Here is a 21,453-nt window from a genome sequence, read left to right as displayed (position 1 = left end):
GCAAGCGGGAACACGGGGCGGAAGCTGTCGAAAGCGTAGGTGGCGGCGCGCCTCCCCCTCGCCTATCGAAGGACGACGGATTTCGGAGGCGTGATGAGCGGTTGGCTTTCCCGGCGCGGGGCGCTGGCGGGACTGGGTGGGTCGGCGGCGCTGCTGGCGGCGCGGCCTGGATGGGCGCTGGACGCATCGCTGGCGGCGCGGAGCGAGGCCCTGATCACCGCGGCCATGGCGGCCTTCGAACAGCCGGGGCTGGGCGTGGCCATGGTCAAGGACGGCCAGGTGGTGCTGGCCAAGGGCTTTGGGGTGCGCAAGCTGGGCTCGCCGCAGCCGGTCGACGAGGCGACCCTGTTCTCGATCGCCTCCAACTCCAAGGCCTACACGGCGTTGTCGCTGGCCCTGCTGGTCGAGGAGGGCAAGGTCGGCTGGGACGAGCCGGTGGTGAAATACCTGCCCGAGTTCGCCATGTACGACCCCTATGTCACCGCCAACATGACGGTGCGCGACCTCTTGGTGCATCGCAGCGGCCTGGCGCTCGGCCAGGGCGACCTGATGATCTGGCCGAGCACCACCCACACCACCGCCGAGCTGATCGCCGGCCTGCGCTACCTGAAGCCGGCGCGGGGCTTCCGGTCGGGCTACGCCTACGACAACGTCCTCTATGTGGTGGCCGGCGAGGTGGTGGCCCGGGTCTCGGGCATGAGCTGGGAGGACTTCGTGATCGGCCGCATCTTCGCGCCGCTGGGGATGGTCGACAGCGTGCCGTCCTTCGACCAACTGGCCGCGAGGATCAACGTCGCCTCGCCGCATGCGCGGGTCAGCGGGCCGGTGCGCGGCGTCGGGCCGCTCAGCGCCATTACCTCGGACGACTTCCGCAACGCCTCACCGGCGGCGGGCCTGCAGGTCAGCGCCCGGGACGCGGCCAAATGGCTGCTGGTGCAGCTGGCCAAGGGGGTCCGGCCTGGCGGTGGGCGGCTGTTCAGCGAGGCGACATCCGCCGAGATGTGGAAGGGCCAGACCATCGTCGCCGAGAGCACCGGCCCGACGGCGGAGGACCCGAACCGGCCGTTCGTGAACCTCTATGCACTGGGCTGGGGCGTCGCCGATTTCCGCGGCCGCAAGCTGATCAGCCACACCGGCGCGGTCAGCGGCCAGCTCAGCGTCACCTGCCTGCTGCCGACCGAGAATTTCGGGTTCAGCGTCTGGACCAACGCCGAGGAGGGCGGGGTGTTGCGGACGTTACGCTATGGGCTGCTGGACCTGGCGCTGGGGGTCGGGGACTACGACTGGCTGGCCAGCAGCCAGGCGCGGCAGGCCAAACAGCGGGCCGACAACACCATCGCCCTGCCGCCGCGACCCAGCCCGGCCAAGCCGCCGGGGTTGCCGCTGAAGGCCTATGCCGGGGTGTATCGCGATCCCTGGTACGGGACGGTGACGATCCGGGAGGCGAAGGGGGCGCTGAGTTTGAGCTTCGACAAGTCGCTGAACATGAGCGGGGCGCTGGAGCCGTGGGACGGGGAGGTGTTCAAGACGAGTTTCACCAACCGCAACATCGAGGACGCGTTGGTGACGTTCGAGACCGACGGGACGACGGTGACGCGGATGACGATGAAGGCCTATTCGCCGTCGGCGGACTTCAGCTTCGACTACCACGACCTGGATTTCCGGCCGGCGTAGTTCCAGTTCCTCCCCCTCTCGGGGGAGGGGGACCGCGCGCGCAGCGCGTGGTGGAGGGGGTTCCCACCGGCGGTTCGGCTTCAGCAGGTTTACCCGCCGACTCGGGCGGTGACCCCCTCCACCATCGCTGCGCAATGGTCCCCCTCCCCCGAGAGGGGGAGGAACTGGGGGCCGCTACTTCAGTTCGAAATCCCCGACATTCGGGCTGCGCGTTGCTTCCCAGTAGTCCACCAGCGGGAAGGGCCAGTTCTGGCTCACCCGGCCCTTGGCGTTCTTGTACCAGCTGGAGACGCCCTCGACGCCCCAGGCCATCTGGGCGTTGGCGGCGTCGACCTTGGCGTTGAAGGCGTCGTGGACGTCGGCCTTCACCTCAAGCGTCCTGGCCCCTTTGTCGACCATCAGCCGCAGGGCCTCGACGACATAGCGGACCGAGGCTTCCGAGAAGAAAATGATGGAGCCGTTGACGACGATGTTGGTGTTGGGGCCGTAGAGCATGAAGAAGTTGGGGAAGCCCGGCGCCGTCATGCCGAGGTAGGCGCGGGCGTCGCCGTCCCAGGCCTCGTGCAGGGAGACGCCGCCCTTGCCGACGATCTTCATCGGGGTGAGGAACTGGCTGGCCTTGAAGCCGGTGCCGTAGATCAGGACGTCGGCCGCGTGCTCGGCGCCGTCGGCGGTGACCACGCCCTTGGCGGTCACGGCGGTGACCGGCTGGGTGACGAGGTTCACGTTCGGCCGGCGCAGGGCTTCGATCCAGACGCCGTTGTCGCGCAGGGCCCGCTTGCCGCCGAAGGGGTATTGCGGGACCACGGCTTCGTGCAGGGCCGGATCGCCGACGGTCTGTTCGCCGATCTTCATGACCAGCAGTTCGCGCAGGCCCGCGCTGGCCTCGCTGATCGTGCCGGCCGGGCCGGTCCAGGCGGGGTCGGCTTTCACGGCCTCGTAGACGCCGTCGGTCATCGTCCAGAACAGGTAGAAGCGGTACCATTTGTCGTAGAAGGGCACGTGCTCCAGCAGGGCCTTTTTCCCCTCCCCAACCGTCTCGTGATAGTCCTCGGTGGGCGCCAGCCAGGGCGGTGAGCGCTGGAAGACGGTGACCCGGCCGGCCTGCGGGGCGATCTTTGGCACGAACTGGAAGGCGCTGGCCCCGGTGCCGATGACGGCGACGTTTTTGCCCTTCAGGTCGACCGAATGGTCCCAGCGGGCGGAGTGGAAGCTGGGCCCCTCGAACAGGTCGCGGCCGGGGATGTTCGGGAAGTTGGGCTGGTTCAGCTGGCCGACGGCGCTGATCACCGCGTTGCCCGTGAAGCTGCGGCCGTCCTTGGTGGTGACGGTCCAGGTCGTGGCGGCTTCATCGTAGCGGGCTTCCTGAACTTCCGCCCCGAACTGGATGTGGTCGCGCAGGCCGTATTTGTCGGCCAGGCGCTGGAAGTAGTTCAGCAGGACGTCCTGGGTGGAGTAGCGCTGGGGCCAGTCGTGGTTGGGCTCGAAGCTGAGCGAATAGAGGTGGTTGGGGGTGTCGACCCGGCAGCCGGGGTAGCTGTTCTCCAGCCAGGTGCCGCCGACGTCGGGGTTCTTGTCGAGGATCGTGAAGCCGATGCCGGCTTGCTCAAGGCGGATGGCGGTCAGGAGCCCCGACATGCCGGCCCCGATGACGATGACCTTGAGATCGGCGGCGGCCTGTTTCTCCTGCGGCGTCCACGTCGGGCGGTCGGCGTCGACGCCGTCCAGGCTGAGCTGTTCCATCAGCATGGGGCCGTAGCGTTCGGGAATCTCGGCCCCGGCCACATAGTCCATCATGAAGCGGACCTGGACGGCGGTCGGGGGCGGCGGCAGGGGTTTGCCGTTCGCGTAGTCGGTCAGGGCCTTGCGGGCGAGGTCGCGGATGGCCTGGGCGTCGGCGTCGGAGAGACCGCCCTGGCCGTCGCCGAGCACCTCGTAGACGGGGCGGCGGGCCTCGGTCAGGTGGTCGGTGCTGCCGGTCAGGTGGACCAGGGCGACCATCAGGCTGGGGATGTGGGCCTCGGCCAGGGCCAGGTCGAGATCGAGGCCGGTCAGCGCCGATTGCGGCCTGGCATGGGTGTCGCCGTCCATGGGGTGCTCCTGAACTGTCCTCGCGGCGCCTCTGGCGGGCGCTCGTTGGAAACACTGTAGGCCTCTGGTCGGCCGTGGGAAGATTGACGTCGCGGCGCCGCGCGGAGGTTTGATCGGCCGGGCGACGCGGCTAGGCTGGCGGCATGGGAAAGATCATCGGGCTGCTCAGGGCCATCAATGTGGGCGGGACCGGCAAGGTGGCGATCGCCGACCTGCGCCGGCTGGTCGAGGACGAGGGCTTCACCGAGGTGAAGAGCTATATCGCCAGCGGCAATCTGGTGTTCGAGGGGGCGGGCAAGCCGGCGGAGCTGGAGGCGCGGCTGGAGGCGGCGGCGGAGAAGGCGCTGGGGCTGAAGAGCGACTGGATCCTGCGCACCCCGGCCGAGTGGACGGCGATGATCGCGGCCAGCCCGTTTCCGGACTTCGCCAAGGCAACGCCGAGCAAATACCTGGTGACGGTGTTCAGGACGGAGCCGAGCCCTGAGCGGCTCGGCGAGGTCGAGGCCATGGCGACGCTCGGCGAGGAGATGAAGCTGGTCGGGCGGTCGCTGTATGTCTGCTTCCCGGAGGGGGCGGGGCAGTCGAAGCTGGCCGGGGCGGCGATCGAGAAGCGACTCGGGGCGCGGGGGACGGCGCGGAACTGGAACACGGTGCTGAAGCTGGCGGAGATGGCGGGGGGATAGCGCCCTCCCCCAATCCGATTATCCCGACGAAAGTCGGGACCCAGTGTCCGCCAGCGGGGCCGAGGCTGGCGCAGATCAGAGCTGAACCCTTTGACAGGTTGCCAGCTGGGCCCCGACTTTCGTCGGGGTGATCGGAATTCGGGGTGGGCTACCGCAGGCTGGCGTTGATGTCCGACAGCGCGGCCGAACCGGGCGTCAGGTCCGCCGTGTTCAGTTCGTTCAGCGGGGTCGAGGTCGTGCCCAGCGCGTCGTGCAAATCCTCGGCTTCCGGGTCGACGTACAGCAGCCCGGTGACCACCTCGCCGGCCGCCGCCCGTTCCTGCAGGAAGCCCATGGCCCGCACGCGGTCGGTGGGGTCGTAGTCGGCGGCCAGTTTGCGCAGGGTCAGGACGGTGCCGTCGTGCTGTTCGACCTGGACGGTGGAGCCTTCCGAATATTCCGCCGTGATCGGGCTTCGGCCGATCATCACGTCCAGCCGGTTCACCGCCTCGTTGTGCTCGCGGACCCAGTCGAAGCTCTTGGTGCTGCCGGCGTGGTTGTTGAAGGCGATGCAGGGGCTGATGGTGTCGATGAAGGCGGCCCCCTTGTGCCGGAGCGCGGCCTTGATCAGGGGGACCAGCTGGGCCTTGTCGCCGGAGAAGCTGCGGGCGACGAAGGTGGCGCCCAGCTGCAGGGCGAGGCTGACCATGTCGATGGCGCTGTCGTGGTTGACGACGCCCTTCTTGGACTTGCTGCCCTTGTCGGAGGTGGCGCTGAACTGGCCCTTGGTCAGGCCGTAGACGCCGTTGTTCTCGACGATGTAGGTCATGTTGACCCCGCGCCGGATCGAGTGGGCGAACTGTCCCAGACCAATGGAGGCCGAGTCGCCATCGCCGCTGACGCCGAGGTAGACGAGGCTGCGGTTGGCCAGGTTGGCGCCGGTCAGCACACTGGGCATGCGGCCGTGGACGGTGTTGAAGCCGTGGCTGGCGCCGAGGAAATAGTCCGGGGTCTTGGACGAACAGCCGATGCCCGACAGCTTGGCCAGGCGATGGGGTTCGAGGTCGAGTTCGAAACAGGCCTGGACGATGGCGGCGCTGATCGAATCATGGCCGCAGCCGGCGCAGAGGGTGGAAACCCGGCCCTCGTAGTCGCGGCGGGTGTAGCCGACGGCGTTGGGCTGCAGCGAGGGGTGGGCGAATTTCGGCTTGGCGATGTAGGTCATTTGGCCATCTCGCTCTGGACCGGCGCGCCCATCAGGGCGGAGATCTGCTTGGTGATGAAGCGGGCGGTGATCGGCGCGCCCTCGTAGTGGAGGATCTTGGCCAGGCGGGCCGGATCGACGCCGCCTTCGGTCATCAACAGGGTGCGCAGCTGGGCGTCGCGGTTCTGTTCGATGACGAAGACCAGGTCGTGGCGGTCGATGAAGTCGAACACCTCGCCCGGGAAGGGGAAGGCGCGCACCCGCAGGGCGTCGACGTAGAGGCCCTTGGCTTCCAGCGTCGCCATGGCTTCGTCCATGGCCGGGCCCGTGGAGCCGTAGTGGATGACGCCGAAGCGGGTCGGCTTTGAGGCCTTCTGTTCGATGGGCGGCGGCACAAGGGCCTTGGCCGTTTCGAACTTCTTGAGGAGGCGCTCCATGTTGTCGACGTAGACCGCCCCCTCCTCGCTGTAGCGGGCGTAGCGGTCGCGGCTGGTGCCGCGGGTGAAGTAGGCGCCCTTGCTGGGGTGGATGCCGGGGTAGGTGCGGTAGGGCACGCCGTCGCCGTCGACGTCGAGGTAGCGACCGAAGGGGACACCCTCGTCGAGCATCTGGGCGGTCATCACCTTGCCGCGGTCCAGTTGCTTGGCGTCGTCCCATTTGAAGGGCTCGGTCAGCCACTCGTTCATGCCCATGTCGAGGTCGAGCATGACGAAGATGGTGGTCTGCAGCCGGTCGGCGAGATCGAAGGCCAGGGCCCCGAACTCGAAGCATTCGCCCGGGTCGCGCGGCAGCAGCAGGACGTGCTTGGTGTCGCCGTGGCTGGCGTAGGCGGCGCTGAGGATGTCCGACTGCTGGGTGCGGGTCGGCATGCCGGTCGAGGGGCCGCCGCGCTGGACGTCGAAGATGACGGCCGGGATTTCGGCGAAGTAGGAAAGGCCGATGAACTCCTGCATCAGGCTAATGCCCGGCCCCGAGGTGCAGGTGAAGGCGCGGGCGCCGTTCCAGCCGGCCCCGACGACGATGCCGATCGAGGCGATCTCGTCCTCGGCCTGGACGATGGCGAACTTGGCGTCGCCGGTGTCCTTGTCCATCCGCAGCTTGCCGCACCAGTCGGTGAAGCCTTCGGCCAGACTGGTCGAGGGGGTGATCGGGTACCAGGCGCAGACGGTGGCCCCGCCGTAGACGGCGCCCAGGGCGGCGGCGTTGTTGCCCTCGATGAAGATGCGATCGCCGACCGCGTTGGCGGTTTTGACCTGCAGGCCCAGGGGCTTGAGGTTCTCGCGGGCGTAGTCGACGCCCATGTGGAAGGCCTCGATGTTGGCCGGGATCAGCTTGGGCTTGTTCGCGAACTGCTCGGCCAGCAGGGTCTCGATGACGGCGTTGTCGATGCCCAGCAGGTAGGTCAGGACGCCGATGTAGATGATGTTTTTGAACAGCTGGCGCTGGCGCGGGTCGGTGTAGGCGGTGTTGCAGATGCGCTGCAGCGGGGCGCCGATGACAGTGATGTCGTTGCGGAAGCGGTCGGCCGGCATCGGCCGGGTGGAGTCGTAGAACAGGTAGCCGCCGGGCTCGATCTCGGCGACGTCCTTGTCCCAGGTCTGGGGGTTCATGGCGACCATCAGGTCGACCCCGCCCCGCCGGCCCATCCAGCCCTCGCCGCTGACCCGCACCTCGTACCAGGTCGGCAGGCCCTGGATGTTGGAGGGGAAGATGTTGCGGGCGGCGACGGGCACGCCCGAGCGCAGGATGGATTTGACGAACAGGCCGTTGGCGCTGGCCGAGCCGGAGCCGTTGACGTTGGCGAACTTCACCACGAAGTCATTCACAGCGGTGATCGGCATCAGCGGCAGCCCCCCGCTTGCGTGGTGTTCAAGAGGAACTTCTGCATGTCCCAGGCCCCGGTCGGACAGCGTTCGGCGCAGAGGCCGCAGTGCAGGCAGACGTCCTCGTCCTTGACCATCACCCGGCCGGTCGGCAGGGCGCCGGAGACGTAGAGGTCCTGGGTGAAGTTGATGGCCGGCGCCTTCAGCCGTTCGCGCAGGTCCGGCTCCTCACCATTGGCGGTGAAGGTGATGCAGTCGGTCGGGCAGATGTCGACGCAGGCGTCGCATTCGATACAGGCCGGCGCGCTGAACACCGTCTGGACGTCGCAGTTGAGGCAGCGCTGGGTCTCGGCGTAGGCGAGGTGCTCGTCGAAACCGAGTTCGACCTCGTTCTTGATCGAGCTGAGCGCCAGCGCGGTCTCCATCAGCGGCACCTTGCGGCGCTCCTCAAGGGAGATGTCGTTGTCGTAGCTCCACTCGTGGATGCCCATCTTCTGGGACGCCAGCGTCACGCCGGGCGGCGGCCTCAGAGAGACGTCCTGGCCACGGCAGTAGAGGTCGATGGAGACCGCCGCCTCATGGCCGTGGGCGACGGCCCAGATGATGTTCTTGGGTCCGAAGGCGGAATCGCCGCCGAAGAAGACCTTGGGGTTGGACGACTGGAAGGTGGTTTCGCCGACCACCGGCATGCCCCATTTGTCGAAGTCGAGCACCTCGCGCTCGATCCAGGGGAAGCTGTTCTCCTGGCCGATGGCGACCAGGACATCGTCGCATTCGAAATGCTGGTCGGGCTCGCCGGTGGGCTTGAGGGCGCGGCGGCCGTCCTCGCCGGTCTGCCAGGCGACCTTCTCGAACCAGACGCCGGTCAGCTTGCCGTTCTCGTGGGTGACGCTCTTGGGGACCAGGAAGTTGAAGATCGGGATGCCCTCATGCATCGCGTCCTCCTTCTCCCAGGGCGAGGCCTTCATCTCGTCGAAGCCGGAGCGGACGATGACCTTGACGTCCTCGCCGCCCAGACGGCGCGAGGTGCGGCAGCAGTCCATGGCGGTGTTGCCGCCGCCCAACACGATGACGCGGCGGCCGATCTTCTCGATGTGGCCGAAGGAGACGGATGACAGCCAGTCAATGCCGACGTGGACATTGGCGCCGGCTTCGGCCCGGCCGGGCACGTCGAGGTCGCGGCCGCGCGGGGCGCCGGTGCCGACGAAGATGGCGTCGTAGGGCTCGGCCAGCATGCCCTTGAGGCTGGTCACCTCCTGGTTCAGCACCAGCTGGGGGCCGAGGGCGGTGATGTAGCCGACCTCTTCGTCGATGACTTCCTCGGGCAGGCGGAAGCGGGGGATCTGGCTGCGGATCATGCCGCCGCCTTTGTGTTCGCGGTCGTAGATGACGACCTTGTAGCCGAGCGGGGCGAGATCACGCGCCACCGTCAGGCTGGCCGGGCCGGCCCCGACGCAGGCGACGGTCTTGCCGTTCCAGGTCGGGTTGGGCGTCGGCATGCGGCCGTTCAGGTCGCCCTTATTGTCGGCGGCGGCGCGCTTGAGGCGGCAGATGGCCACCGGCTCCTCTTCCACCCGGCCACGGCGGCAGGCCGGCTCGCAGGGGCGGTCGCAGGTGCGGCCGAGAATCCCCGGGAAGACGTTCGACTTCCAGTTCACCATGTAGGCGTCGGCGTACCGACCCTGGGCGATCATCCGGATGTATTCGGGGACCGGGGTATGGGCCGGACAGGCCCACTGGCAATCGACCACTTTGTGAAAGTAATCAGGCGACTCGATATTCGTCGGTTCCAACTCCGGAACGCTCCTCTTCCCCCGCTCCCATGTCTGAGTGGAGGGTCGAAGCCGCAACCGGGCGACCACGCCCTACGCCCGCACAAGATGCACTTAAACGGACGTTAGACCCGCGAGTCATGCCGGGACAAGGGGGAAAGGGCCCCACGCGAAACCTTATCGCCCCAGCGAAGAATCGCTCACTCGTCCGGCGGCGGCGCGCGCGAGGTGTTGCCCGAGGAGGCGGCGTCGTCGGCGATCTGGTCGTCGGTGTCGGGGTCGAGGCCGGGCGGCGGGTCGCGCGGGGCCGGCGCCTTGGTCTCGGCCTTCGGCGTCGGGGCCGGCAGGGCGGGCGCCGTTTCGGGGGCGAGCTCCTGGGCGCTCTCGGCCGCCTCGTCGGCGGCCGTGCGCTGGTCGTAGCCGCCGCCGCTCTCGCGACTCATGAAGGCCAGCAGGGCCAGGGTGACGGCCACCCCGACGAGGAAGCCGACCACCCCCCAGAAGAATCCGCCGCCGCCGCTACGCTTCTCAGCCATCTCTCAAGTTCCCTGCCAGGTTCTGACCCGGCCAATGTCCACGTGGACGAATCCACTGTCCGCATAATAGCCGACGCCGCCGCCCTTGAGGGCCAGGGCCGCGTCGCGGAAGGCGGTCAGGGCGACGTCGTTGAGACGCACGTCCATGGCCTTGCCCTCCATATGCATCGATTTGGTGGCCACTTCGCTCTTGCCGTTGGCCTGGGCGCTGCGATCGGCCAAGGCGGCGTTGGTCACCGGCGAGCGGAAGGCGGAGATGATGCGGTAGGGCTCGGTCGAATTGAACTGGGTCTTCAGGGTGAAGAGGATGTCGAGCAGCCGCACGTCGATCGGGTGCTCTTCGGTCGAGCGGAAGTCGCGCAGGAGCTTCTTGATGCTCATCAGCCCGTCCCAGACGTAGCCGCCGTCCTTCCAGTAGGTGACGTCGAGCTCTTCGAGGGTGTGCAGGTGGCGGAAGGTCAGGCGGCGCGGACCGGACGGCGGCGGCTGGACCGGCGTGGGGGCGAGGTTGAGGTCCTCGGCGCTGACCGGCTCCGACGGCGGCTCTTCCTGGGCGACGGCGGCGCGGGTCAGAAGGCCGACCGAGGCGGCTGCCAGCAGGCCCGGCCCGGCCTTCAGCAGGGTCCGGCGGTTGGTCACACCTGCCACCCCTGCGCGGCGATCCGCTGCATCAGCAGGCTGTCCCAGCCGTAAGGGTCGGAGCGGAAGTTGACGCCGCCATCGGGGGTCACATAGGCCGTCCAGTAGAGCAGGAAGACATCGACCGGGCGGGCGACAGTGGCGCGGGTGGTCTTGCCGCCGGCGATGGTCGCGTCGATCTGCTCAGGCGTCCAGTAGGGGTCGCCGGCCAGGATGTGGCGGGCCAGGGCCATGGGCTTTTCAAGCCGCACGCAGCCGTGGCTGGCCAGGCGGCTGTAGCTGGCGAAGCGGCCCTTGCTGGGCGTGTCGTGCAGATAGACGGCGTAGCGGTTCTGGAAGTCGAACTTGATCAGGCCCAGCGCGCTGCCCGGCCCCGGGGCCTGTTGCAGGCCGCCGCCCGGCAGGATGCGGAAGCCGGCGCTGGCCAGATAGCCGCGGCCCTTGGGATAGAGCTCATTCTTGGCGATGCCGGCCGGCACGTTCCACGGCGGATTGAGCACGATGCTGTGGATGGACGACTGCAGCATCGGGGTCTCCGACCCCGGCTTGCCGGTGACGGCCCGCATCGACAGGATCGGCTGGTCACCTTCGAAGACGGTCAGCACGGCGGCGGCGATGTTCACCTGCACCCGGTGCTCGGGCAGGGTCTGGGGCAGCCAGCGCCAGCGCTCCATATTGGCCAGGATCTGGTCGAGGCGGCGTTCGACCGGAACGTTGAGCGCCACGCGCAGGCCGGCGGTGAAGACGCCGGTCGGCTGTTGGCCAAAGCGGCGCTGGGCGCGCTTGACCGCCTCGGTCAGGTCTTCGTTGTAGACCGCGACGCCTTCGGTCCCGGCCGGGGCGGCGGGCGGCGGCGCGGCGGTGACGGAAGCCGGTACGGCCTTGTCCTCGAGCGCCAGGCGGGCCCGCAACAGCTCGACCATCGGGCCGGTGGAGCCGGGCTTGAGGTCGACCTCGGGCAGCGGCGCCCAGCCGCCGTCGGCCTGGATCTGGCGGTACTGGACCAGGCCCTTCTGCAGCGCCTGGTAGCCGGTGTAGGGCGGCGGCAGGCTGTTCAGCCAGCCTTGCACCCGGTTGTTGGCGACGGCGGCGGCGAGGCCTGGGGCGGGGTCGAAGGCGGCAGGGCGCAGCCCCCAGTCGTCGCGGAAGCCTGATTCGGCCAGCCGGCCCGAATGCACGGCCTTGGCGTAACGCAGGCTGGCGGCGACCAGGGCGGCGTTGTCGCCACCGCGCGGGGTGAAGGCGCCGGGGGCAAAGCCATGCAGGTGGGCGTTGTCGAGGGCGCGGCGGAGCTGGACGGCCTGTTCGGGGCTGGGATTGATCGGTCCCGGCGCGGCCGGCCCGCGCAACGGCTGGGCCGTGGCCGGGCCCAGCGCCGATAGCGCCGCCAGACCCAGGAAAATGCTCGCGACCGCCCCGACCCTACGCCCCGTCGACACAGACCTAGACCCCATAAAATAGCCCTTCGTCGAACGTTAACGCACGTTCTCGCAGAAGGCGCCATGCTGACTCCTGTTACGCGAGCCCGCCGTCCTATGATTTGGGGACATGCGGCGTTCTGGCAACGGTTGAGAAGGGGTGGAGGATGCGAAACTGGCTGTTGGGCGCGGCGGCGGCGATGCTGCTGACGGGGGCGGCGGGCGCCGCCGAGCCGGAGAAGCTGCTGGACGCCAGGCTGCCGTCCGGCGGCGAGGGCGGTGGGCGGTTGATCCGCACGGCCCAGGGCCTGGCGCTGCTGGACGCGCGGGGCCTGACCCCGTTGCAAGGCGGCCGGGCGGCAGCGCGCTGGCAGGACGACCTGGTGACGCCGGTGGAGCCGGGCGGGCGCTGGCTGCTGGGGGTGGAGAAGCCACGCACCGGCGGGTTCATGGAGCCGCAGAAGCGCGGACCGCTGCGGCTCGGCGACCTCAACGCGGCGACGCCCTTCCCCGAGACCGGGGCCAAGTACCTGCACATGGCCGCGTGGCCCTATGCGGCAGCCGAGGGGCCGGACGGCAGCCTGCTGATGGTGTTGTGGGCCAAGGCCCCGCCGTTCGTCACCGATCCGGGCTATCGGCTGGTGCTGTGGTCGCCGACGGCGCCCGCCAAGGTCGCCGAATGGCCGGAAGCCTGGCGCGACATCGGCCAGGGTCAGATGATCGCCGACGGCCAGGGCGGCTGGCGGCTGCTGACCCGGCTGGGCGAAGAGGCTTGTGGGCGGAGCGCTGGGGTGGCGGTGCTGAGCATCTCGGCCGATCTGAAGGTGTCAGAGGGCGAGAAGCTGTGCCTGCCGGCCGCCTACACCGCCTTCACCACCGAGGTGCTGGCCGGGGTGGCGACCGACAGGGGACCGGTGTGGTTCGTCAGCGGCAAGTCGGCCGGGGCCCATCGGCTGGCGCGGATCAGCACGACGGCGAACGGGCTGAAGGCCAAGGCGCTGGCCGAACTGCCGGCCGGCGAGGTGGCCTCGACGGCCTATGATCCGGCCAGTGGCGAGCTGTACGTGGCCCAGGACAATGGCGCGCGGCTGACGCGGGTCGACGCGAGCGGCAAGGCCAAGGAAGTGGACCTGCCGGCGCCGGCTTGCGATGGGGCCAAGGCCGGCGGCAAGCGGTCGGCGAGCCTGGCGACGCTGGATGGGCGGGTGCACATGGCGGTGGCGGCGGGGTCGTGCGTGAACGTTTGGCGGTTCTGAACCTGCGCCGTCCCCCCGGTAGAGGGTGTGGGGGCGAACGAACGCCCCCACACACTTGATCAGAACAACGTCACCTTCACCTCGAGCCCGAAGGTCCGCGGGTCGTTGATGAAGCCGGTCAGGTTGTTGAAGTCGATGCCGCCTTCCAGCGAGGTGTCGTCGGTGATGTTGCGGCCGAAGGCGGCCACTTCCCACTTGCCGCCGGGGGCCACATAGCCAACCCGCAGGCCGCCCTCGACCAGCCGGTCGTCGGTGTATTCGACCGACTCATAGAGGAAGAAGTTGATCTTCGAGCGGTAGGCCCAGTCGGTGTAGACGTAGATCTCACCGTCGCCGACCGGGATGCCGTAGCGGGCGGTCAGGTTGCCGACCCACTTGGGCGCGTTGGGCAGGCTGTTGCCGTCGATGTTGACCGTCCCCGGCAGGGCGCCGGCCGGATCCTTGACCGTGCAGCCGCTGCCGCAGGGGGCGGTGGCCAGGTCCGCATCGTCCAGTTCGGTGTGGTTGTAGCTGAGGCCGGCGGTGACCAGCAGGTTCTCGATGGGCTTGGCCTCGATATCCAGCTCGAAGCCGTAGCCCTTGGCCTTTTCGGCGTTGAGCAGGCGGTTGAAGTTGGCGCCGCCGCCGACGGCGGTCAGCTGGATGTCCTCGACCTCATAGGTGAAGATCCCGAAGTTCACCCGGGCGCGGCGGTCGAACAGATCGGCCTTCACCCCGCCTTCCCAGGACAGCACCGTCTCCTCGTCGGCGATCGACAGGGTGTCGCCGAACAGCAGCCGGCCCTGGATGCTGGGCGCGCGATAGCCGGTGGCGACCCGGCCATAGAGGTTGATGTCCTCGTTGACGGCGTAGGTGGCGCTGAGGGTCCAGGACAGGTTCTCACTGTCCGGATTGGCCCGCAGCTTGCCGGTCGGCGGGGCGCCGAACGGCGAGACCAGCCGCTCGGCGACGAAGGACTTTTCGTCGTGGCTGTAGCGCAGGCCGCCGCTGAGGGTCAGGGCCTCGGTGACCTTCCAGTCGATGTTGCCGAAGATGGCGGCCGCATCGGTGTCCTGCTGCTGGATCGCATAGCCGTTTTGAGCGCCGCCCCCCAGGGTGTCGTAGTTGAAGCTCTCGATGGTGACGTCTTCGTGGAAGTAGAAGGCGCCGACCAGGTAGTTCACCGGCCCCGCCTCGCCGGCCAGGCGGATCTCCTGGGTGAACTGGCTGTGGTCGGGCATGCCGTCGGCGCTTTCGGCCGGGAACGGGATGAAGCCGGGGCCCGAGGGCGGCGCGAAGACAGCCCCGAAACCGCCGTCGATGTCGCCGCGCGACAGGGCCTCGACCGTCTCATAGGCGGTGATCGAGGTGACCTCGCCCCAGCCCAGGTCCCAGATCAGCCGGGCGTTGGCGCCCATGGCCTCGACGTCCTGGAAGGCGCGGGGCTGAGCGTCCTGGGCGATCTTTTCCGGGTCGAAGCCAGCGACGAAGTCGTTGGTGCCGGGCTTGATGATGTTGGCGCGGAACAGGCGCGGGGTGCCGTCCAGCTTGCCGTAGTGGAGGTTGAACAGGGCGCTGAAGTCGTCCGACGGGGTCAGCAGCAGCTGGCCCCGGATGGCGAACTGGTCATAGCCCTCGGAGACGTCGTCCTTGCCGGTGAAGGTGTTGTCGACCCAGTCGTCGCGGCGCTGGTAGAGGGCCGAGACCCGGCCCGAGGCCAGGCCGGGAACCAGGGGCCCGCCGATGGCGCCCTCGGCGTTGATGGCGCCGTAGGTGCCGTAGGACAGGCGGCCGAAGCCGCTGGGGGTCTCGGACGGCTTGACGGAGTCGAACTTCAGGACGCCGGCCGGAGTGTTACGGCCGAACAGGGTGCCCTGCGGCCCGCGCAGGGCCTCGACCCGCTCGATGTCGAACAGCGGGAAGCCCTTGAGGATCGGGCTTTCGAGGACGACCTCGTCATAGACGAACGACACCGGCTGGGAGGCGTTGAGGTCGAAGTCGGTGTTGCCCAGGCCGCGGATGTAGGGACGCGGGAAGGTGCGGCCGAAGCTGGATTCCAGGGTCACGCTGGGAATGCGCGAGGACAGCATGCGGATGTCGCCGCCGCCGGAGCGGAAGACGTCGAGCTTCTCGCCGCTGACGGCGGTGACGGACAGGGGCACGTCCTGCAGGTTCTGTTCGACGTGCTGGGCGGTGATGATGACGGTGTCGACCTCACCCGGATCGGCGTCCTGGGCGGCGGCGGCGCCGGCGGTGGAAACGGCGGCCGCCAGGGCCAGCATCGAGACGCGGCCGAACCCGCGCGGAAGTGTGGTGGATCGAGTCATCTGCCCCTCGTGGAAATGTGGTGGAAACAGAACTGAAACCGGACTGTCACACCAGTTTTACGCGGAGTCGGCGGAGGCGCCGATGGCAATAGCCCGGGGATTAGGCGCCGAGCCCAACTCTGGCGCTCATTGCGTCGTCGCGGCCACAATCGGTCTGTGGCCGGAATCGGACGGCGGTGACGATCCGTATAGGGACGAACCGCTAGCGGGTGCCGTACAGCCGGTCGCCGGCGTCGCCAATGCCGGGGCGGATGAAGCCCTGCGGATCAAGCTCGCGGTCGATGCCGGCGCACCAGATGTGGACGCCGGGATGGTCGCCCTGCAGGCGGGCGATGCCTTCGGGGCAGGCCAGGATGCAGACGAAGGAGAGATCGCTGGCCCCCTGTTCCTTCAACCGCTCGACGGCGGCGCTGGCGGTGCCGCCGGTGGCCAGCAGGGGGTTGATGACGATGACCTGGCGCTCGGACATCGTCTCGGGGACCTTCAGGTAATACTCGACGGCGACCATGGTGGTGGGGTCGCGGTAGAGGCCGATGTGGGCGACGCGGGCGCTGGGGACCAGGCTGAGCATGCCCTCCAGCATCCCCTCCCCGGCCCGCAGGATGGGGGCGAAGACCAGCTTCTTGCCGGCGATCTGCGGCGACTGGGTGGTCTCGAAGGGGGTCTCGACCGCTCGGTCTTCGAGGGCCAGGTCGCGGGTGGCCTCGTAGCAGAGCAGGATCGAGATCTCGCGCATGATCTCGCGGAAGGTCTTGGTCGAAGTGTCCTTGTCCCGCAGGCGGGTCAGCTTGTGCTGCACCAGCGGGTGGTCGACGACGGTGACGCCCTTCATCGGTGGTTCTCCTAGAAGACGGTGCCGTCGCTGACGATGCTGAGCGGGGGACCGCCGTCGGCGCGGCGCTCCTTGGCGAGGATGCGGCCCGTCGCCCAGGTGCCGCCTTCGAGCACGCGGGCCAGCGGGAAGTCGGCTTCGGCGACGCCGAGGCGCATCCGGACCATGGGGGCGATACGGTCGAGCAGGGCGACGGTCAGGCTGCGCCAGCCGATGATCAGGGGGCGGGAGACGTCCTGGCTGAGGTGCTGCTGGGCGGGGTCCTTGAGCAGCAGCACGCCGCCGTCCATGAACAGGCCGCCGTTGCGGTATTCCGCCAGGCCGGTGAGGCCGTCGATGTCGTGGACGGCGATGCCGGCCTCTTCGAGCGGCTCGATCAGGCTGTAGGCCAGCCACTGGCTGAGCTTGTGGATCGGCACGAGATTGTTGGTGGCGTCGTCGCGCTTGATGGCGGGGTGGCGCCAGGTGTCGCCGAGCGGCAAGGACCCGAGGGTCAGGCGGTTTCGCCAGATGGGGCCGAGGGCTTCCAGCAGGACTTCGAGGATGACCGGCGCCGGCAGGCGGCCGTCCTTGGCGCGGGCGGCGATGGCGTCGAACAGGCCGCCGGGGCGGGGGCTGTCCTTGAGGCCGAAGAGGTCGGGGCGGGCGCTGGCCTGGTCGCCGAGGCGGCGCAGCAGGTCGGCGCGGCCGTCGAGGCCGAGCAGCGGGTTGGCGTCGGTGACCTGGAAGCCTTTGGCCAGGGCCTTGGTGGTCAGGGCCGAGAGGTTGTCGGCGCGCAGGGGGTCGTCGCCGGTCGAGAAGGCGCCGGACTCGAAGAGGCGCAGGCTGGCGACGGCCAGACCTTCCGAACGGGTGGTGATGGAGCCGGTGGCGCGGTCTTCGTAGCGCCAGGCGGGACCGGCGCCGGCGTCGAGCAGGACGCTGGTGATGGCGAGATCGAAGGCGGCGCGGGCGCGGTGGGCGGCGTCTTCCCAATCGTTGCGCCCGGAGAGTTGGGCCCAGAGGTCCTGGCCGCCGACCACGAAGTGACGCCAGCGGGCGTGGAACGGCACCTGCAGCGAGGGGTACTGGCTGCGGATGACGGCGGCGACGCGGTCGGCCACCGGCTCCAGCTGGGTCAGGTCAACGCGCCAGTCGGTGAGGTCGCCGTCGAGGGCGAGGGACAGCATCTCATGGGCGCGGGTCCGCACGGCGGCGGGGGTGAGGAGCGACTGGGCGGCTTCGGTTTCGGTCATATCAACTCTGGTGTTCCTTCTCCCGCTTGTCGGGAGAAGGTGGCGGCGAAGCCGTCGGATGAGGGCAGCACCGGCTATGGAAGATTGGCGACCGCGCGGTCGGCGCCAGAACGAGGGGCCCCGGAAAGGCCGGCGCTGCCCTCACCCGACCCCCTTCGGGGGCCACCCTCTCCCGACGAGCGGGAGAGGGAACACCGGTGGCGCGTCGCTAGAACTTATCCAGCCCCCGCCCGACCACCTTCGTCAGGTCTTCGGCCGAGGGCGGGGCGTCGGGGGTGTAGTAGCCGGCGGCCTTCTTGGCCTCCATCTCGACGCTGGCGTCGTCCGGCACCAGGTAATCCGGGATCGGCACGCGTTCGCCGATCTCGATGCCGCCGTGGGCCAGGGCGTCGTACTTCATGTTCGACATCGAGACGAAACGGTCGATCTTGCGAATGCCAAGCCAGTGGATGATGTCGGGCATCAGCTGCTGGAAGCGGGCGTCCTGCACCCCGGCGACGCATTCGGTGCGCTCGAAGTAGGTGGCCGCCTGGTCGCCGCCGGGCTGGCGCTTGCGGGCGTTGTAGACGAGGAACTTGGTGACCTCGCCGAGCGCCCGGCCTTCCTTGCGATTGTAGACGATCAGCCCGGAGCCGCCGTTCTGGGCCTCGCGCACGCACTCCTCGATGCCATGCGTCAGGTAGGGACGGCAGGTGCAGATGTCGGAGCCGAAGACGTCGGAGCCGTTGCACTCGTCATGCACCCGGCAGGTCAGGCGCTTGTCGCCGCGGCCGATGAAGGCCGGGTCGCCGAAGATGTAGAGGGTGATGCCGCCGATCGGCGGCAGGAAGACCTTGAGGTCCGGCCGGGTGACCAGTTCGGGGTACATGCCGCCGGTCTGTTCGAACAGGGTCCGGCGCAGCTGGGTCTCCTCGACCTCGAACCGCTCGGCGATGCCGGGCAGGTGCCAGACCGGGTCGATGGCGGCCTTGGTGACGGCCACGTCGTGGCTGTCATGGACGATGTCGCCGTCGATCTTCAGCCGGCCGGCGCCGATCGCCTCGCTGATCTCGGGCAGCGTCAGGCGGGCCTTGGTGATGGCGATGGTCGGGCGGATGTCGACGCCCTCGGCGATCAGGTGGCCGAAGTCCTGGGCGACACGGTGGCCCCAGGGGTCGAGGCTGACGATCTTCTCGGGATTCAGCCACTGATCGTGCGGCCCGATCTCGACGACCGGCGAGGTGTCGGTGAGGTCGGGACGGACCAGGGGGTTCATGGCCCCCGACGAAATGGCCAGCGCCCGGTAGACGCTGTAGGCGCCGCCGTGGGCGCCGATGGCGTTGCGGTCGACGCCGGAATTGACCGTGGCGACGACCGGTCCGCGCTCTTGCGCGGTGGGGGCGCCCCAGGTCAGGGGGAAGCGGCTGGCGCCGCCGACACCCGGGTGGGACGTCAGGCGAATGTGACCTTGGCGGTTAAGAGACATGCGTAGTTGGCCCGTGGGCTCTCCAGAAACGAAAAAGCCCCCGCCGGTTTTCGCCGGCAGGGGGCCTTTGAGCGGAGATAGTGGTCCCGAACCGTTTGCTTGGCAAGAGGGGGCGAGGGAGCGGTAGAGAGGCTCGAATACCGGGCGCTAGGGGCGCGTCACCTCGAACAGCCGCGTATCGTCTTCGCGAACCTCGACGGCCAGGTGGGCCATGGACTCGTCGAGCCGCGCCTGGGCGATTTCACGGGCCCGATCCTCGTCGAGGGCGTCGACGAGTTGGAGGGTCGGCACGCTGTACCGGCTATCATGGATGTAAAACGAAAACAGACGCACCGGAAGCTCCCCAACACGGGAAACGGGAAGATCGAAACCTCTCCGCCGAGGCTTGTTTTCTGGATCAGCGGAGAGGACATCCTAGAACAGGATGACTGATTTGCAACATTCTGAATATTCACACTTTGGATACCATGCTTATACTGTCGGTTACCCGACAGTCTCTGCGACTTGACCTGACGCCGCCTTGCAGGCGAAATCCTTGTTTCGACTGGAGTTTCTTGATGTCCGACCTCGACGCCTTCATCGCCGGCCTGCCCAAGGCCGAGCTCCACCTGCATATCGAAGGCAGCCTGGAGCCGGAGCAGATGTTCGCGTTCGGCCGCCGCAACGGCGTCGACCTGCCGTTCAAGTCGGTCGAAGAGGTGCGGGCGGCCTATGAATTCTCCAACCTGCAGGACTTCCTCGACATCTACTACCAGGGCGCCGGGGTGCTGCAGACCGAGGAGGACTTCCACGATCTGGCCGTGGCCTATTTCGACCGGCTGGCGGCCGATGGCGGCGTGCATGCCGAAATCTTCTTCGACCCGCAGACCCACACCGACCGGGGCCTGCCGTTCAGCGTCGCCGCCGAAGGCCTGCTGGCCGGCATGCGCACGGCGCAGACCCAGCACGGGATTACCAGCAAGCTGATCCTCTGCTTCCTGCGCCACCTGGACGAGGACGCCGCCTTCGACACCCTGAAGGCGGCCGAACCGTACCTGGACCGCATCGCCGGGGTCGGGCTGGACAGCTCGGAACTCGGTCATCCGCCCTCCAAGTTCGCACGCGTGTTCAAGGCGGCCGGCGAGCGGGGCCTGTTGAAGGTCGCCCACGCCGGCGAGGAGGGGCCGCCGGAGTATGTCTGGGAGGCGCTGGACCTATTGAAGGTCGACCGCATCGACCACGGCAACCGCAGCCTGGAGGACGCCGCCCTGACCGCGCGACTGGCGGCGATGGACATGACCCTGACCGTCTGCCCGCTGTCGAACCACAAGCTGTGCGTGGTCGAGGACATGACCAGACACCCGCTGAAGCGGATGCTGGACCTGGGGCTGCACGCCACCGTCAACAGCGACGACCCGGCCTATTTCGGCGGTTATGTCGGCGACAACTACCGGGCGGTGACCGCCTCGCTGGGCCTGACGAAGGAAGACCTGGTGCTGCTGGCCAAGAACAGCTTCACCGGCAGCTTCCTCGACGAGGAACGGGTGGCGCTGCACCTGCAGGCGATCGACGCCTATGCGGCCCAATAGAGAAAGGGCCGCCCGGACGGACGGCCCCTCCCCTCACACAGATCGCCAGCTCTAGCTGGTGATGCGGTAGCGACCGCGACGGTCGGGGCAGACGCGGACGTAGCGGTAGTCGGTGCGGCCGCCCCATTCGGTCGGGGCCACGGCCAGGCGGCAGCGGTTGCGGACGTACCAGTCGCGCTCATATCGGCCGCTGCGGTAGCCGCGGTCGTAGCGAGGCTCGCGGTACTCATAGGTCTGGGCATAGGTGTAGTAGTAGCCGTCGTCGTCGCATTCGGCGGCCTTTTCGCCGATGTTGGCGCCGATCGCGCCGCCGACCACGGCCCCGAGCACAGTGCCTTCCGTGCGGGCTTCATTGCCGGCGACGTTGGAGCCGATGGCGGCGCCGGCCAGGGCCCCGATCAGGCCGCCGACGACCTGGCTGCGGTCCTCGCGGCGTTCGCAGCGCTCATCACGCCAGTCGGCGTAGTAGTCGCGACCGCCACGGCGGTCATCGCGATCGGCGACGTAACGGCCGTCCGGATCGTAGCGCCAATCGCCATAGCGGCGGACATAGGCGCCGTAGCCGTAGCGGCGGTCATACTCGGCACGGTCGCGTTCCCACTGGGCGCGACGCATCTCGTAGTCCTGGCGGCGTTCCTGATAGCGGGCCTGGCGGGCCTGGTAGGCGGATTCACGCTCCTGCCAGGCGCGGCGGGCGGCCTCGTATTCCTGCTGCTCGCGGCGATAGTCTTCCTGTTGGTCCAGCCATTCCTCGTAGGTCTGGGCCGGGGCCGGAGCCGGCGCCGGGTCCCTGCGGCGATACTGCGCCAGGGCGGAGGCCGGGATGGCGGTGCTCATGACCAGGATACTGGCCAGGGCGATGGTGATAGGTCGGTGGGCTTTCATTGGTCTTGCTCCAGGCGGTTCCCAGGCGGCCGTAGCCGCCCCCTGCGGATCTCTCCGTCCCCGAGGTCCGATGGGCTAAGAAACGCC

Annotated in this window: 17 protein-coding genes; 4 read left to right on the top strand and 13 right to left on the bottom strand. The window is 68.5% G+C overall.

Features of this window, described 5'->3' with window-relative positions:
- The first annotated feature begins 93 nt into the window (after positions 1-93).
- The gene (locus tag AC1RSK_RS09080; RefSeq protein ID WP_492907178.1) at positions 94-1,674 is read left to right on the top strand and encodes a serine hydrolase; all 1,581 of its coding nucleotides are present in this window, start codon (positions 94-96) and stop codon (positions 1,672-1,674) included.
- 174 nt (positions 1,675-1,848) lie between these two features.
- Here AC1RSK_RS09080 and AC1RSK_RS09075 read toward each other — a convergent pair whose 3' ends face one another.
- The gene (locus AC1RSK_RS09075; protein WP_492907177.1) at positions 1,849-3,765 is read right to left on the bottom strand and encodes a flavin-containing monooxygenase; all 1,917 of its coding nucleotides are present in this window, start codon (positions 3,763-3,765) and stop codon (positions 1,849-1,851) included.
- Positions 3,766-3,908: 143 nt separating this feature from the next.
- Between AC1RSK_RS09075 and AC1RSK_RS09070 the strand changes: the two genes are divergently transcribed.
- The gene (locus tag AC1RSK_RS09070) at positions 3,909-4,448 is read left to right on the top strand and encodes a DUF1697 domain-containing protein (RefSeq protein WP_492907176.1); all 540 of its coding nucleotides are present in this window, start codon (positions 3,909-3,911) and stop codon (positions 4,446-4,448) included.
- Between the two features lie 148 nt (positions 4,449-4,596).
- Here the strand turns inward: AC1RSK_RS09070 and AC1RSK_RS09065 are convergent, their stop codons facing one another.
- The 6 genes from AC1RSK_RS09065 to AC1RSK_RS09040 form a co-directional block, all read right to left on the bottom strand.
- The gene (locus AC1RSK_RS09065; RefSeq protein WP_492907175.1) at positions 4,597-5,652 is read right to left on the bottom strand and encodes a 2-oxoacid:ferredoxin oxidoreductase subunit beta; all 1,056 of its coding nucleotides are present in this window, start codon (positions 5,650-5,652) and stop codon (positions 4,597-4,599) included.
- Positions 5,649-7,472: a 2-oxoacid:acceptor oxidoreductase subunit alpha gene (locus AC1RSK_RS09060; RefSeq protein WP_492907174.1), complete on the bottom strand. Its 1,824-nt coding sequence runs from the start codon at positions 7,470-7,472 to the stop codon at positions 5,649-5,651. Before AC1RSK_RS09060 ends, AC1RSK_RS09065 begins: the two co-directional genes overlap by 4 nt.
- Positions 7,472-9,205, bottom strand: a complete 1,734-nt coding sequence (locus tag AC1RSK_RS09055; RefSeq protein ID WP_492907173.1) for an FAD-dependent oxidoreductase — start codon at positions 9,203-9,205, stop codon at positions 7,472-7,474. Before AC1RSK_RS09055 ends, AC1RSK_RS09060 begins: the two co-directional genes overlap by 1 nt.
- 221 nt (positions 9,206-9,426) lie before the next feature.
- Positions 9,427-9,762, bottom strand: coding sequence for a hypothetical protein (locus AC1RSK_RS09050; RefSeq protein ID WP_492907172.1), 336 nt, complete (start codon positions 9,760-9,762; stop codon positions 9,427-9,429).
- A gap of 3 nt (positions 9,763-9,765) precedes the next feature.
- Complete coding sequence (locus tag AC1RSK_RS09045) at positions 9,766-10,401, bottom strand: peptidoglycan L,D-endopeptidase MepK (RefSeq protein WP_492907171.1); 636 nt, start codon at positions 10,399-10,401, stop codon at positions 9,766-9,768.
- Positions 10,398-11,840: a L,D-transpeptidase family protein gene (locus AC1RSK_RS09040; protein ID WP_492907170.1), complete on the bottom strand. Its 1,443-nt coding sequence runs from the start codon at positions 11,838-11,840 to the stop codon at positions 10,398-10,400. Before AC1RSK_RS09040 ends, AC1RSK_RS09045 begins: the two co-directional genes overlap by 4 nt.
- 146 nt (positions 11,841-11,986) lie before the next feature.
- Here AC1RSK_RS09040 and AC1RSK_RS09035 point away from each other — a divergent pair, with 146 nt between their 5' ends.
- Positions 11,987-13,075: a hypothetical protein gene (locus AC1RSK_RS09035; protein WP_492907169.1), complete on the top strand. Its 1,089-nt coding sequence runs from the start codon at positions 11,987-11,989 to the stop codon at positions 13,073-13,075.
- 59 nt (positions 13,076-13,134) lie between these two features.
- Here the strand turns inward: AC1RSK_RS09035 and AC1RSK_RS09030 are convergent, their stop codons facing one another.
- From AC1RSK_RS09030 to AC1RSK_RS09010, 5 genes are all read right to left on the bottom strand, one after another.
- The gene (locus AC1RSK_RS09030) at positions 13,135-15,381 is read right to left on the bottom strand and encodes a TonB-dependent receptor (protein ID WP_492907168.1); all 2,247 of its coding nucleotides are present in this window, start codon (positions 15,379-15,381) and stop codon (positions 13,135-13,137) included.
- 202 nt (positions 15,382-15,583) lie between these two features.
- Entirely contained in the window at positions 15,584-16,213 is a 630-nt protein-coding gene (upp, locus tag AC1RSK_RS09025; RefSeq protein WP_492907167.1) for a uracil phosphoribosyltransferase, read from the bottom strand.
- A gap of 11 nt (positions 16,214-16,224) precedes the next feature.
- Positions 16,225-17,448 carry a DUF1688 family protein gene (locus tag AC1RSK_RS09020; RefSeq protein WP_492907166.1) on the bottom strand — a complete coding sequence of 408 codons (1,224 nt, stop codon included), beginning with the start codon at positions 17,446-17,448 and terminating at the stop codon, positions 16,225-16,227.
- 208 nt (positions 17,449-17,656) lie between these two features.
- A complete protein-coding gene (locus AC1RSK_RS09015) occupies positions 17,657-18,913 on the bottom strand; it encodes a GTP cyclohydrolase II (protein ID WP_492907165.1) in 1,257 nt (418 codons plus the stop codon).
- 147 nt (positions 18,914-19,060) lie between these two features.
- Complete coding sequence (locus AC1RSK_RS09010) at positions 19,061-19,204, bottom strand: hypothetical protein (protein WP_492907164.1); 144 nt, start codon at positions 19,202-19,204, stop codon at positions 19,061-19,063.
- A 266-nt stretch (positions 19,205-19,470) separates the two neighbouring features.
- Here AC1RSK_RS09010 and AC1RSK_RS09005 point away from each other — a divergent pair, with 266 nt between their 5' ends.
- Positions 19,471-20,481: an adenosine deaminase gene (locus tag AC1RSK_RS09005; protein ID WP_492907163.1), complete on the top strand. Its 1,011-nt coding sequence runs from the start codon at positions 19,471-19,473 to the stop codon at positions 20,479-20,481.
- Positions 20,482-20,532: 51 nt separating this feature from the next.
- On the opposite strand, the gene AC1RSK_RS09000 is transcribed toward AC1RSK_RS09005, so the two are convergent.
- The gene (locus tag AC1RSK_RS09000; RefSeq protein WP_492907162.1) at positions 20,533-21,366 is read right to left on the bottom strand and encodes a glycine zipper 2TM domain-containing protein; all 834 of its coding nucleotides are present in this window, start codon (positions 21,364-21,366) and stop codon (positions 20,533-20,535) included.
- Between the last annotated feature and the right edge of the window lie 87 nt (positions 21,367-21,453).

This window comes from Caulobacter sp. GW821-FHT11A05, assembly GCF_058809015.1.
This window is presented reverse-complemented; position numbering and strand designations above follow the sequence as displayed.